The organism is Haloarcula montana (assembly GCF_035666295.1).
In the GTDB taxonomy this organism is placed as follows: Archaea; Halobacteriota; Halobacteria; order Halobacteriales; family Haloarculaceae; genus Haloarcula; species Haloarcula montana.
Window position 1 is genome coordinate 295590 of sequence record NZ_CP142029.1, and the last position, 13322, is coordinate 308911.

General features: G+C 59.2%; 17 protein-coding genes. 6 read left to right on the top strand and 11 right to left on the bottom strand.

Annotated features, from left to right (window positions below; genetic code table 11):
- Positions 1 to 7 precede the first annotated feature (7 nt).
- The 3 genes from VJ109_RS18945 to VJ109_RS18955 form a co-directional block, all read right to left on the bottom strand.
- Positions 8 to 373, bottom strand: coding sequence for a hypothetical protein (locus VJ109_RS18945; protein ID WP_324760934.1), 366 nt, complete (start codon positions 371 to 373; stop codon positions 8 to 10).
- A gap of 391 nt (positions 374 to 764) precedes the next feature.
- Positions 765 to 1112, bottom strand: a complete 348-nt coding sequence (locus tag VJ109_RS18950; RefSeq protein WP_324760935.1) for an Ig-like domain-containing protein — start codon at positions 1110 to 1112, stop codon at positions 765 to 767.
- Positions 1113 to 1246: 134 nt separating this feature from the next.
- Positions 1247 to 1822 (bottom strand): hypothetical protein, encoded by a 576-nt coding sequence (locus VJ109_RS18955; protein WP_324760936.1) that lies wholly within the window; start codon positions 1820 to 1822, stop codon positions 1247 to 1249.
- 514 nt (positions 1823 to 2336) lie between these two features.
- Here VJ109_RS18955 and VJ109_RS18960 point away from each other — a divergent pair.
- Entirely contained in the window at positions 2337 to 2543 is a 207-nt protein-coding gene (locus VJ109_RS18960) for a hypothetical protein (RefSeq protein WP_324760937.1), read from the top strand.
- 418 nt (positions 2544 to 2961) lie between these two features.
- On the opposite strand, the gene VJ109_RS18965 is transcribed toward VJ109_RS18960, so the two are convergent.
- From VJ109_RS18965 to VJ109_RS18980, 4 genes are all read right to left on the bottom strand, one after another.
- The gene (locus tag VJ109_RS18965; protein WP_324760938.1) at positions 2962 to 3771 is read right to left on the bottom strand and encodes a hypothetical protein; all 810 of its coding nucleotides are present in this window, start codon (positions 3769 to 3771) and stop codon (positions 2962 to 2964) included.
- Between the two features lie 86 nt (positions 3772 to 3857).
- Positions 3858 to 4031, bottom strand: coding sequence for a hypothetical protein (locus VJ109_RS18970; protein WP_324760939.1), 174 nt, complete (start codon positions 4029 to 4031; stop codon positions 3858 to 3860).
- 637 nt (positions 4032 to 4668) lie between these two features.
- On the bottom strand, positions 4669 to 5310 hold the full coding sequence (locus tag VJ109_RS18975; RefSeq protein WP_324760940.1) for a hypothetical protein: 642 nt from the start codon (positions 5308 to 5310) through the stop codon (positions 4669 to 4671).
- 2 nt (positions 5311 to 5312) lie between these two features.
- Positions 5313 to 6524 carry an outer membrane protein assembly factor BamB family protein gene (locus tag VJ109_RS18980; protein ID WP_324760941.1) on the bottom strand — a complete coding sequence of 404 codons (1212 nt, stop codon included), beginning with the start codon at positions 6522 to 6524 and terminating at the stop codon, positions 5313 to 5315.
- A 187-nt stretch (positions 6525 to 6711) separates the two neighbouring features.
- Here VJ109_RS18980 and VJ109_RS18985 point away from each other — a divergent pair, with 187 nt between their 5' ends.
- On the top strand, positions 6712 to 7050 hold the full coding sequence (locus tag VJ109_RS18985; protein WP_324760942.1) for a DUF8153 family protein: 339 nt from the start codon (positions 6712 to 6714) through the stop codon (positions 7048 to 7050).
- Positions 7051 to 7124: 74 nt separating this feature from the next.
- On the opposite strand, the gene VJ109_RS18990 is transcribed toward VJ109_RS18985, so the two are convergent.
- From VJ109_RS18990 to VJ109_RS19000, 3 genes are all read right to left on the bottom strand, one after another.
- Complete coding sequence (locus tag VJ109_RS18990; RefSeq protein ID WP_276224459.1) at positions 7125 to 7328, bottom strand: hypothetical protein; 204 nt, start codon at positions 7326 to 7328, stop codon at positions 7125 to 7127.
- Between the two features lie 172 nt (positions 7329 to 7500).
- A complete protein-coding gene (locus VJ109_RS18995; protein ID WP_324760943.1) occupies positions 7501 to 7716 on the bottom strand; it encodes a hypothetical protein in 216 nt (71 codons plus the stop codon).
- 223 nt (positions 7717 to 7939) lie between these two features.
- Positions 7940 to 8695 (bottom strand): CPBP family intramembrane glutamic endopeptidase, encoded by a 756-nt coding sequence (locus VJ109_RS19000; RefSeq protein ID WP_324760944.1) that lies wholly within the window; start codon positions 8693 to 8695, stop codon positions 7940 to 7942.
- Between the two features lie 347 nt (positions 8696 to 9042).
- Between VJ109_RS19000 and VJ109_RS19005 the strand changes: the two genes are divergently transcribed.
- Positions 9043 to 9729, top strand: coding sequence for a hypothetical protein (locus VJ109_RS19005; RefSeq protein WP_324760945.1), 687 nt, complete (start codon positions 9043 to 9045; stop codon positions 9727 to 9729).
- An 89-nt stretch (positions 9730 to 9818) separates the two neighbouring features.
- Here the strand turns inward: VJ109_RS19005 and VJ109_RS19010 are convergent, their stop codons facing one another.
- Entirely contained in the window at positions 9819 to 10733 is a 915-nt protein-coding gene (locus VJ109_RS19010) for a glycosyltransferase family 2 protein (protein WP_324760946.1), read from the bottom strand.
- A 559-nt stretch (positions 10734 to 11292) separates the two neighbouring features.
- Here VJ109_RS19010 and VJ109_RS19015 point away from each other — a divergent pair.
- From VJ109_RS19015 to VJ109_RS19025, 3 genes are all read left to right on the top strand, one after another.
- On the top strand, positions 11293 to 11634 hold the full coding sequence (locus tag VJ109_RS19015) for an ArsR/SmtB family transcription factor (protein WP_276224126.1): 342 nt from the start codon (positions 11293 to 11295) through the stop codon (positions 11632 to 11634).
- A 1-nt stretch (position 11635) separates the two neighbouring features.
- The gene (locus VJ109_RS19020; protein WP_324760947.1) at positions 11636 to 11950 is read left to right on the top strand and encodes a DUF7521 family protein; all 315 of its coding nucleotides are present in this window, start codon (positions 11636 to 11638) and stop codon (positions 11948 to 11950) included.
- 287 nt (positions 11951 to 12237) lie between these two features.
- Positions 12238 to 13248, top strand: coding sequence for a CPBP family intramembrane glutamic endopeptidase (locus VJ109_RS19025; protein WP_324760949.1), 1011 nt, complete (start codon positions 12238 to 12240; stop codon positions 13246 to 13248).
- The last annotated feature ends 74 nt before the right edge of the window (positions 13249 to 13322 follow it).

The following is a 13322-nucleotide window of genomic DNA, read 5'->3' on the forward strand; positions in this document are numbered from 1 at the left end:
TACACGACTACTGGGGGACAGTTGCCGTAGGATCTTTGACCACGAACGTCTGCAGTAATCGTTTCCATGACACCGACAAGACGAGTACCCAGAGGCCAGTCCAGGCGTTCACCATGACTGGAGCACCGAGAACACCCTGTCCCGACAGTATCCCCTGTTTGAGTAGCGGATTCGCCATATCCAGAACAACTATTGAAAAGAGTTGCTTCGGGAGAAAGAACATACTGGCGAAGACAAGCCATCGTTGCTTGCCGGTCAGGATTCGGAAGGCGCGATATAGCGGTGGAGCGATAAGAATTCCCACGATCGTCACACCTGTTGCGAGGAGAACTGTCGGGTCCGTTGAAGTGAACACGCCTCGAAGGATGACCATCTCATCACCGCCACCATCCGCGACAGTCGACAGTCGTCCCCAGGGCATCGTGGCGAAGACGAGGCAGAACCCAAGCGATTTTTTACCTGATTACTGTCTGATTTAAGAAGAAAATATCCAATCCATAACAAGCCGTAGCTCCACACAAGTCCCGCGATTGGTGCCAGAACGATCTCCGGTGTTTTATAACAAGCAGTCTGCCAGGTATTGAAATTCCGTGGCCCCCAAGCCCCACAGATCAGCCGACCGACAGCTGTGTGTGCGATTTCATGGAGTTCGTTGTGAACGAACAGAAGGGCCACGAACGCGATTCCCCAGCGGGTATCGACATTCAAGGAGAGTTCTGTTGCGGAGTGGTGGCTCGCTGAATCACTCGTTGTCATCCAAAACGCTACCAGTACCCGTCACTGATACTTATGATACCGTTTCCGATTTCAATCAACCCGCACTCGTTCGCGTGTTCGCCGATGACACACACTGCACGGTCACTCGCCCCACGTTCTGTCTCGGCCTCAATTTGGTATTCTCCACGCTCAAGCGAAGTTCGAATACTCACCGTCTCAAGCGGACCGACCGCCAGCGTACGTTCGATAACACCGTCGCCATCGGAATCAGTGAACCCCACTGTAATCTTGCGTCGCTCTGTGTGGTCGTAGTTGCGGGCAACGAGGGTTTCGGCTTCTCCTCGGTCGCTCTCGACTGCATGGTGGGTCGTTGTGTCGCCGTCCGATCTATGCATTTGCATATGTATCACTCTAGATTCTATGATTGTATATGCCGCTCCAGTGTTTCCAAAGGTGAAACACTGGCACCGCCGTTGGTGCTGTCCACGTTATAGATACGCAGAACGGGACAGTAGAGAACGATAGTGAGTCACGACCCACGTATGTCCGACAGATTGACACGCCGGAAAAAGAGTTCACCACCAGTCGTAACGACCAGAACACCGAAACACAGCGGCAGAAGTCCGACGACCCACACAAGGAGGGTGAACAACCCACCAGACTCACCACCCACCAAGAGAATAAACTCGCCGAATGCCCATGTCACACCAAACAACCAGACAAGCGGCGTCCACGTTTCATGCGTGACCAGCAGATACACCGGAAGCACGAACTGTCCCGCGATTACGAGTGCGAACCCGACCAGCACGGGGGCAACGATGAGCGCATCTCCAACTGGATCAAACGCGAACCGCCAGAAGATTAGCCGAACTCCGGCCCACAGACTGAGCATCACCGTCGCATACGTCGCTCCACCGCCAACCAGCAGTTGGCGTCTCGTTACGAACCGCCGACCGATAACCGACAAGATGACAGTCCCAACCGCGGCCATCACTGCGACGACAGTCGTCAGCGTCGGATCAAACGCGTGACGTGGCGTGAGCTGTCCCACAATAGACCCGTTCAACGTGCATATCTCCGACCACGATGTCGGGGTTATCAACATCGTCTGAGATTGACACAGCGGTAATTAAAAACGCTCGTCCGAATCCGACCAGTAGATTCGTTCAAACCACCCTGACAGAAAAAATCACTGTCGATTTATTACGGATTTTATTGAGTCGGAATATGTTATACACAGAGTTTCAGAGAACAGTCCTCATACTGTATCGCTTTCACCGAATCAGACATTACAAACGGCTCGCAACTCAAAATTACGTATCATTACGATTTATTACCCGGCGGCAGTGCACCAACAGTATGAGGTTCCCCTCCCCCTCATACAGAGAGTATGTGGAATTCCTAGCGACCGTACTTGCGACCATCGGTGTTCTTCAATATCTCGGAGTTTTTGGCTCACCCGGCAATATTACCTTGAGTTACTTTGTCGGCTTGGCCTTCACCCTGCCAGTGTTTACGTACTTTCTGACAGTCGTTTGTGAGAATATTTCTTGGATTTCACAGTGGGATAAAATGGTCCAAGACGGGGAATAGAAGAGTTCAAGTCGCACTACAGAACCATGATTGATGAAATTCTGGGATTCATTTTCGATGTATTGCTAGAACTCGTTCCTGCTGTTGTCTGGAAGTTCTTATTTCTTCTAATCGGGATCATCATGACAGTAATTGGTGTAACAGTTCTTGAAGAATCAACACAAACAGGTGGAGCACTGATTGTTGTCGGGACGTTATCAATGATCGGTTCACTGGTCTCGCTATATCGATAGGGGGACGATATGCTGTATTGAATAGTGCCCTGGGAGCCGTCGTGAAGCGACACTAATTTTGAAACTACCGGTATCACCCTCTAACAAGGATCTCAGCACCCGCTGTTGCTCGCACTCTCGCTATTGATCGTCCCAGCCGGGCTCGTGTTCAGTCCGGCGGTGAGCGGCGCGGAGTTGATCGGGCTTGCGGTGGCAATCAGCCCGATGTTCCTGCTACCGGTCGTCGTATCGTGTGGGTATCGCTCCGGTGGATCTGATCAGTCGGGCCGACAGGGGAATACAGTGTCTCGAGCCATCTCGGTACTGGTAGTAGAGGTTAGACGGGAACGCGGTCGTCGCGAAGATGCCGGCAGCCGGAGTTCCGTGTCGGGTTCATCTTCAGGAGGCAAACCGGCGACAGCCATCGGAAAATCACAGGTCAATATAGCTCCACGTTTATCGTCTCTCCCGCTTCGGTAGTGAACCGGTGTGCGTCTTCCCCAGTGACGGATGTCTCATATGAGTCAGGGAAGGAGAGTTCGGCCTCTTCGAGTTGCTTCTCGACCGCTCGCCACTCGATCTGAATCGGGGCGTCACATGTCTCGCCGGCACCAATAGTTGCCGACGCATCTGAGCCGACTACGGAACCCACTGTGATAGGGATCCTCTGTTCTACCGGTCCGTTCTCCACTACGCAGCGAAAACTCGGAAGTTCGAACGCGTGTCTGAACAACGCGCTCTCGTTCGTGACTTCGACGGTACCGATCCGATCGGTCCCTGGATCGATCGTCTCGGCGATCGTCAACTTGTACCGGACCACCTCACCCTCGTTCCGGTCGACGGCTGCAAGTGTAACGGCCACACCACCGAGGATTACTCCGGTCGCACCCGCCAGTTCGATCTCCCCGTTGATAACACCCGAACTCAGCAGCCAGCCCAGACACACGAACAGCACCGCCGAGATTGCGGAGATCACGAACCGGCCGCTCCGCCGCCATTTGTACCACTTCACCAGATAGAACGACGCGACGGCATACCCGGCGCCACCGATCACGAACCCCACAAGTGAGGTGGCACCGTCCCCGAACACGCCGACGGCCAACAAAGACAGCGAACCCGCGTACAGCAGCGCGAGTTTGGACGTAACCGAGAGCGAGAGCAGAATATCGCGGGCGAAGTAGACGACCGCGAGGATACCGAAGACCGCACCGAACCCGTACGCGATCACACTCGGGCTGACTGGACTCATGATCTGCCTCGGCTCAGAGCGTGTGGCGCCGGTTCCCGTCTTTCGACTGGCATGAGAGGCATTTTCGGGTAGAGGGAGAGTCGTGCTCACGCAGCGCGTTTCAGTATCTGTGGTGCAACGATAACCTCGAGCGCAGCCATGCCAAGTGCTGCCCACCGGATGATCCCGTCGAGGAACGCGAACGCGATGACTGTGATGATGACGGCGTTGATAGCTGGGAGTCCGTACTGGACGAGCGGGCTCTGGAGGATGGAGGGCATACAGCATTAGCGAACGGATGACGGATATTAGTAATTTATATTCGGAGGGACGACCCCAGCAGGGCTACCGGTTTGACCACCTCCAGGGGTCGTGTATATATACTGTCGACGATCGGAGGGAACTGACTGCGTTGGTGGATGCGGACGCTGACGATGACCCATCCCTACAGCTACATAGTTATCGGACTCACGGGCGTGAGTCTGACCGTCGTGCTCGGCCGTCCGGGGCGCTACACGGTCGGTATTGCTACCCTCGAGTTCGATGGATTCTGGTTCGTACTCGTCTGTTCACCATGCTGCTTGCACATTCTGTCACTGACGGGTACGATCCAGCCGAATATGACGCGGGGCAGTAACGCGACGAACGAGCAATCTAATTTCGAACCAACAGGCTAGAGCAGGATCCGAGGCGTTGTTGGCTTCACTCATCCCTGCTCAAATATCGGTCTCGAATTTTCTTGAAGGAGTAGATCACGACATTGATCGCCAGCACGAGCAGGACAGTGAGTACCATTCCGACCGGATCAGTCGCGCCATACTGTAGCGGAGCAACCGTTTGGAGGATAACAGCGTTGGCAATCATCTGCGGGGACCACACGGTAGTTCCTGTGAGGAGAGCAAATCGGTTACGATAGCGCTACGACTCCGCTCGATGGTCATTGATCGGCGACGTAGTCACGACCCATAGGTTGTATCCGACGAGAGCCGCCATCGCGGCTGTCGGAACGGCAAGCAGGAGTCCGCCGGCGGGGTCGAAGTCGACGCCGGACAGCGAAACGCCCACGTAGAGGGCCGTCAACGACGGGCCGCCGGCGAGGGCGGCGCCGAGTCGTACCTGTCCGCTCCGGAGATAGCCCCCGCCCCAGGCGACGAGGCCTGGGACGATGATCAGCAGGGAGAGCACGGCCAGCAGCCCACCGTAGACACCGCCGACGATGTCGTTCGGGCCGGCCGACGTGACCAGGGCGGTCCCGAACAGCCAGACAAGGGCTGCAAGAAGCGTCACCTGGGCAGTCCAGCGTTGCCAGTCCGGCATCGTAGGACCGTCGCGCCGATACAGTGCGTACAGCCCGGCGAGGACGAGCACGTTCGCGCTGACGGTCAACGCCGGGACGACGACGCGCTGTGCCCAGACCGCGCTGAACGGCGCCGGGTCGAACACGTACGAATCCCCCGGCCGAGGGGTAGGCCAGACCCCGAGCGGGAGCATCGCGCCGAGCAGACACAGCGCGCCGACGACGGCCAGCGGTCCCCCACTCCGTGTCGAGGGACGCCACATGGTCAGTCACCTCCGAGCGCTGCGACGACACCGTCGGTCGAGACCGTTACCAGACCGCCATCGAGGACCGCCGGGGGCTGGAGTCCGTCCCGCAGCGGATACCGCCAGGTCGCGTCGCCGTAGTCGGCCGTGAACGCGACCAGCCCGGCCGACTGGAGCGTTAACAGGCCGTCGTCGGCGGCAGCGGTCACAGCGCCGCTACCGACCTGCGAGCACCACCGTGGCGTCGGCTTCCCGTCGGCCACCCGGTCGAACGCGAACGTCGCGTCGCCGGCCTCGCCCGGTGACTCGACCGCGTAGATAGTCTCGGGCGTGACGACCGGCGGGGTCAGAAACCGACCGCGATCGATCCGCCACTGTTCGGAGCCGTCCGACAGCGCCCGACCGACGAGACCGTCCCCCGTGCCGAGGTACACCGTCCCGTCCGCGACGACGGGGTGCTCGTGAGTCCCCGTCGGCGCGGTCCACCGGCGCTGGCCGGTTGCGACGTCGAGGGCGACTGTCCGATCCTTACCGCCGACGACCATGCCATCGGCCACCACAGGGTCTCTTGCGTCGACTGAGGCCGTCCATCGGGGACTGCCGTCACGAGTGTCCAACATCGTCAGCCCGTCGGCTGTCGGACAGACCACACCCTCACCCGTCCGCGCCGGCGTCCCCGCACCTGTTACCTTATCCGTACGCCACAAAACACTCCCGTCCCCGATGTCGAGGGCGACGACACCGTCGGCCGTTGGACAGATCGCCGTCCCGTCCGTGGCGATCGGAGACGCCAACTTCTCGCCGTAGCCGAGGGCTGACTCGACGGTCGCCGGCACGAGATCACGGCGCCATCGCTCTGTGCCGTCACGGAGCGACAGGCCGAACATCCCTCTCTGGGTGGCTACCAAGACCGTCTCGTCGGCGACGATCGGCGGAGTCGTCAGTGGGGCGGCCTCGTCTCCCGAACTGACTGGGAGGGTCGATCGCCATTGAATCGACGGCATCGGTGATGGCGACTCGACTGTGGTGTACCCAGTGTTCGCCGCGTCGAACCGCGGCGACGGCCACGCGCCATCGGGAAGTGTCTCGAAGGCCGACCCGTCGGCCGTCCCGACGGTGTGTGACGGCTCCGGTGTGTCGGTGTCAGGACAGGACGAGGAGCACCCGGCGATCCCGGCGACCACTCCGGATACGACTGTCCCAAGGAACGTGCGTCGCAACGTGGAGGGCATCAATTACGATGTCTGGCCGATTTACAAAAAGAACCAGTGGAGTCTCTCAGTCAGAGAGATACCCCGCTGTGTGCAACAGGGGATCCATTGGGCGCCTCATAACCGGGCGAAGAGTTGGTGGGAAGTGTATACACTAATCTTACGGGAACTCACACCATATTTGTTTCCTGGAATCGTCATTTAGTGTATGCGCCCCGCCCTCCGATACGTCAGTTCACTGGGTGTTGGAGCGATAGTGACAGTGCTTGCCGCGGAGTTTGCCACAACAGATCACCTGCTTTTGTTTTCGCTCTTCCCACTCTACGTGAGCGTCACGTCGATGATACTGGCTCACAAACAGCAGTGGGTTTCGCTTTCCCGTGATACTCCCGGTTGGTCGGCTCGGAAGCGAGGTGCCATTATCGGGGGCATGGGTGCGTTTACCGGCTCCCTGCTGCTTCAAGCCTCGGTTCCTTCGGGCGTTGCTGGGTTCGGATTGCTGCTCCTCGGTATGGCTGGAGTGGTTGCCGACGTCGACGAACTGTGAGCAGTCCACGTGAGCAGCTAAGTGATACTGAGAGGAGCTAGTATCGGACTGAACACCACCGGCGGCTTCAGCAGCTACGCTGAAAGGTCTGCATACAGCCGGGTCATCCCACACTCCGGACAGAGATATGCATGGAGCGGGGTTTGATGTCCGATACCGAGTCGGTCGAGTACGCCGCCATCTCTGTCAGTGTCGACATAGAGGTCTCCGATTCCTTCGGCAGTGACGGCTGTCTTCTCCATCTGGAGATCACACTCCGGACAATGGCGTTCGGCCATGAGTTTCAGATACGGTTTTGTTGCCGGCGAATAAATGATTCGGGTCACTATTTCACGGTCGGAGAGAGATCCGACGATCGAGAAACATGCCCCTGTCTCGGCGAATGAAACAGTTCAGCGTCGACGGCAGACGTGAAGCCGCGTGACATACGAGCTCCCGGTTGAGACGGCATTATCGCCGTTCTGAGACAGCGACAGCCGTCTCGACGTCGACAGTGATCCACGCAGTCGTCGTGTTCTCCGCAGAGCGAGTCGAGACGAAGGTTACCTGATCAGTCTCAGGGTCAAGAAGCGCATCGACTTGTGGCGGTGCCGTGTCCACACCACGTTGCCGTGGATAGTCATCACCCCAGGAACTGGAACTGTCTTGGTCATCGGTGTCAGTCATACTCGAAGAAGTGAGTGGCGGCGTAATCAAACGGAGAGCAGTGTTTCCAGTGCTGAGACGGTCGTTATTCGTGAGTTCCCACTGCTGCACTTGTCGTACATATTCTGAGTTCCAGAAACAGGCCCGGCGTCTGTCGTCGTCCTGTCGCCATGCGAAAGAGGGGGCCGTCGGCCCCCGGGGATCCCTGAGTTATGTAATGCTGTATTCGATCCCCGGTGACTGGTCACACGAACGGGATCAACGCCCCGAACGGGACTGTCCAAGACATCGCGTGGTTGACCGCGGTCACAGCGAGGTTCTCCGTTCGCTCGTAGACGACCGCCCAGACGGCGCCAGCGGCACTGATGGAGAGGATCGAGTACACGAAGTGTTCGGGCGGCGAGAGCGCAAATACGATTGTGTGCATTAGTCCGAACGCGACGGCACTGACAAGAACGATACCGCCGGTCCCCAAATGGGGCCGGAGCCGTCCCTGGACGATCCCGCGATAGAGCAGTTCCTCGACTGGCGCCGCGAACACGTACAGACCGGGTATCACTACCACCCAGAGGATCGGCCGGTCTATGAGTAGGGCTTTCGTCCCCTCAGCGCCATGTGACGCGGAAGGGGTCGAGATCCCGATAGCCGGAAGCACGAGTGTCAGCCCGGCACTGACGGCAAAGAGTACGAACGGCAGCACCGCTATCCAGCCGAGGTCCTCGAGAGTCGGCCACCGTAGTTTTACGTACCGCGACCGGTCACCAGCGACCAGCAAGAAGACGACGGCAACCACGGCGAACCCGACCTGTGTGCCGGATCTGGCGACGACCGCGTATGCATCCGTCCCTGCGATACCGAGAGTTGACGCGAGCAGGGAGATTACGAGGATACCGCCGAAGGCCGCGACGCCGCCTGTGACGGCCAGTCCGAACGTCGAGAGGACCGCCCACACCGCCGTCCGATCGGGAACTGCGGACGCCTGCCTGGAGATGACGCTCATCGGTCCACCTCGTGGTGGTTACCCCCGATACAGCGTGGTCGTGGCCCGCTGTGGATTCGGTCGGTCCAGTACGGCTCTTGTCGACCGTGGGCCGCGACACACGGTGGCGAAGCCCCCGATGTGTGGCCCGGATCAGTCCATCGCATCTGGTCGGTCGATCGGACGACGCCGTATTGAACCCCAGCAACCGTTTACGACGCTTCACTCCCTGATACGCACGTATACCGGCGATCCGTGAATTGGTGTACGGGCGTACACCCGGACCGGAGACAGGATCGAAACGGCCGACAGGGGGGATTCGGACCGGTTCTGCTAGCTTTTATTTCGTGTCGGTCTATGCTGTTGGCATGTCCGACGAACCGGCATCGCTGTTGACCAAGAACCAGCGCGAACGCGTGGCTGACGGCTTCGAGTCGGTCCAGGGGGCGAAACGCCGCCGGGACCGACAGCGGGTCCGCCGGCGGGTAGCCGCAGGGGTCGAGGATTTCGGCTACCTGCTAGACTACCCCGACGACCAACTGGCGGCAGCGTTCGATGATCGCGACGACGAGGCCGTTGAGCGAGCTCTCGCCGAGATGCGAATCGTGAGCGAACGGATACGACTGGTACACGGTCTCGACCAGGAAGACGTGGTCGCACAGGCCAGGGAGCGTCTCCGTGAGACCGACGCCGACGAGCGGACCTTCGAGACGATCGAGCTGTGGACCCGCGAGGAGGTCGAGACGAGGGTCACGGCCGAACTAGAGGCCGAATACGAGCCGTCAGCCTGGAAACGCCGTTCTGAACTGGCCCTGAAGCTTGGGGCCGTCTTGACGTTGCCTGGGGTCCTGCTCGTTCCGGTTCCATTCGGAGCGGTACCCCGACCGGTCGATGGTGCCTTCGCCTTCGTCGCACTCGTCTTCGGCGGCCCCGCGCTCGCATTCGGCCTGAGTATCCTCTTGGCTCGCAGTGTCAAGTACGACCTCGTGCCTGCAATGCGCAGACTCGCCGACGACCCCGCGGGAACGGTCCGGACTCTCTGGAACCGCCTCTAATGACATCTACTGTAAACCCGCGGGTACTCTCCTCGATTCGCTATAAGACGGCGTGGATACCTTCGCATATCAGATTGCCTCGAGTAAGCCTATTCGGTCAGCACCTCAACATCGAACTTCGAGTGCCAGCGGTACCGTCGCCCTCCCCAGACAAACGTGTCTCGCGCGATAGCGTACAGTCCGAGCGGCATGGCTATCGCAAGCGCCGGGACCGTCAGGAGAAGCGAAAGCCGACGAACCCCGAACATAGCACAGATACCGACTGTCAGTCCAGTCAGTGCCAGCGCGAGCGGTGGGAAGACGATACACCCGACGAGGGCAGCCACGAGCATCCCGAACGACAGTTTCGCCGCCGTAGGGTCGTGAGTTGTGAAGATCTGATTGAACCGGACGTGACGTTCAAGTGTCTGACGGAGACTGCCGCCGATCGGTACCGTCCTAACGCGTCGTACCGACGTAACATCGGTGTACTCCCCGAGGAGGCCGTCATCGCTGACGGTCTGGCGGAGCTCCGAGCGGAACCCGGCTTCGTCGATATCACTTCTGTCGAAGATAACGGCTCCACCCCAAGCGTGGTCACCCACGTACGTCCCGAGCGTGCCACCGAGCGCGTATATCGGCTCCAGTAGAACCGCAAGCGGATCCTGGCCGGCGAACTCCGGTAACTCCGTTGTTGGGCCGTGTTCGGCGTAATCCTGCTGGAGGCGGTCGAGCCAGTCTGGCGGATGATGAAAGTCGTCGTCGGTCCAGACGATGCGGTCGTGTCTGGCCGCCTCCATCCCAGCATCGATGGCGTTTGCTTTCCCGGAGCAGCCAGTTGGGTCACCGGCAGTGACCAACCGGACGTTCTCGGGGAACTGTTCCCGGTCTGCGATTGGGTCGTCCTCGTCATCGTGGACGACGAGCAGTTCGTCGTCTGGACCCAGTTGTGCGGCGACTTCGTCGCAGGCTTCGGTCCAAGACACCGTCGGGAGGAGTACGCTTGTCGGTATGCGTGTAGACATTGATGACTCACTATGATAGCTTTCCACGGCGAGACCGGACTCCGCCACTTAGCAGACTGATGACGACACTGCCAGCAACCGCGAACGTGACAACTGTTAGCGTGAGTGCGGCGGACAGGCCGACTTCCTGCCAGAGGACGAATGCATCTGGTGAAGCCGTCAGTACGCCCACGTGGACGACACCCCTGTGATACCCTACCGGTTCAATAGCACCCGTCAGGGCCAGAAACGTTACCACTGTCCATGGCAGTGCCCCCACCACGCCGGCTACGGCACTCACCACGATCCTGCGACGCTGGCGCTGGAGTCCGTGCCCTGCGAGCCAGCCACCGGCGACAGGACCGATTCCGGTTGGGACGGCCAGGCATACGGCGATGCTCCCAAGCAGTGTCTGTGCGATGGTCCGCAATACAGTCTGTGTCTGGGTCTTCGACATCCGTACCTGGATATTGAGCGTCCGTATGAATGGCTGTTTCTCGTGGCTTCATTAGCTGAAGCCAGACAGAACGCCTAGAACGGCACAACCTATATTGACGAACCAAGAGATGACCCAGATACCGTGTCCGAGGTGCAGGACCCTGAAGCACTCGCAGACCTGCTCGGTGACGAGTGTGCGCGCACGATTCTCATCGAGGCGAAAAAAGAGCCTTGCTCAGCGGCAGAGCTCAGCGACTGCGCCGGGGTATCGGAGCCGACGGTCTACCGCCGACTCGAACGACTCCGCGAGTATGATCTTGTCACCGAGGATATCCAGCCAGTCACCGATGGGAAGAATTACAAACTCTATCGGACAGAACTCGACGGCATCGAACTTGATCTCAGCGAAGACGGCTTCGAGATTACGATTTCACGTCGGGAACGGATGGCCGACCGTTTCACACAGTTCGTAGAGGGTACCTGACATGCTTGATATACCACTCCAGATCGACCTCGAAACGCTACGCACGATTCGACAGGTGAGCGAGGTGGTTCCGATGATCCTCGGATTGGCCATTAGTTACCTCGCCTACACAGCATACCGTCAAAACCAGAGCCGTCCGATGTTGTACATCGCGGTCGGATTCATGCTAGTGTTGTTCGTTCAGGCTCCGCTAGCCCTGATACTGGTGTACCTCTTAGAGCTTCCAACTCCGGTTCTCAACAGCATTGTGCAGATTCCGGAGTTCATCGGTCTGGGACTGATCCTCTACGGGCTTTGGATGCCGCGTCGGGACTGACACCGGCGGCTCGTACCCGTGTCTGTGACAGCCATTTGAACGACAGTCTGTCACTCCAGACAACTCCTCGTGTGTCGCCTGTTTGGAGGGCGAGCAGACCATGTGGCTGTTACGATTCTGTCACTGGCGCCACGTTCGTACCGGCAGCATTGTATGAATATTCCACACCCCCCGGGTGCCGAAACTCTCGGGAGGAGTACCTCCAGTGGTATTACCTCCCAGTTAGCTTCAGCGAGTGAAGCCAGGAATACCGCCCTTTTGATATCCGTCCATACGTGTAGCTGTCGATGAGCGAAACAGAGACCGACACCAACCTCGAACGAACCGAATCCCGGTCGGTCGATGACGACCGGCGAACTAATTACGGTGGAATCACCGGACGCGTCGTCTCCGTGCTGTGGAATCGAACCGAGAATCGCCCCCGTGCACTCTGGCGAATCCTCGGAGTGGAAGTCGCCGCGCTCGTGGGGATTTTCGTGCTCCCGGCGCTGGCGCTCGCGGGCACCGAACTCCCACCGTCTGTCAACGGAGCCGCGACCAACCTGATCAGTGCGCTCGTTGGACTCCTCCTCGCAGTTGTGTTCGCGAAGTACGTTGACCGGCGACCGCTGACCGACTACGGACTGGCGTTCGGCCCGTCATTCCTGAAGGACTTTGGCGCTGGCAGCGTCGTGGCTCTGGCGGGGATGGGTGTGGCACTCCCCGCGAGTCTGCTCGCCGGGTGGGCGACCGTCTCCGAGCTGTTTTCGGGTGGCGTTGGCGCGAACGTGTTGCCGTTCGTCGCCGCGTTTGGAGCGTATACCATCCAGTGGGCGTTTGTGGCCTTCTGGGAAGAGCTGGTCTATCGGGGCCTCATTCTGACGAGTGCCGTCGAGGGACTCCGGAGTCGATGGCTGTCCGACCGTGGTGCGGTCGTGGCAGGAGTGGTGGCGTCCTCGCTGATATTCAGTCTCGGGCACTTCCCGGGGACGCTGGAAAAGTTCGGCTTCCGGGTGATGTTGGGGCTCCTCCTCGGCGCCGCGTACGTGTGGACCGACTCGCTGGCGCTGCCAATCGGCATCCACTTCCTGATCAACTTTGCGATAAACAACATCTACGGGCTGGCAAACTTCGGTGAGGCTGCGGAGGTTCTGCCGATGCTGATCCGGCCGACGTTCACCGGCCCGGCACAGTTCGTCGGGGTGTACGGGGCAGTCAACGGCGCAGCGGTGCTCTGTGTCGCTGCGCTCACTGTCGGATACGTTGCCCTCCGGAACGGCGATCTTAGGTCGCGGCTGTCGTCACCGTACACGCAGTGAGAGTGACCGAACCAACTCTCTTCGTTCTGCTGCATTGAATCTCTGTATCTCATACGTTATGCGTGCTTTTCGAT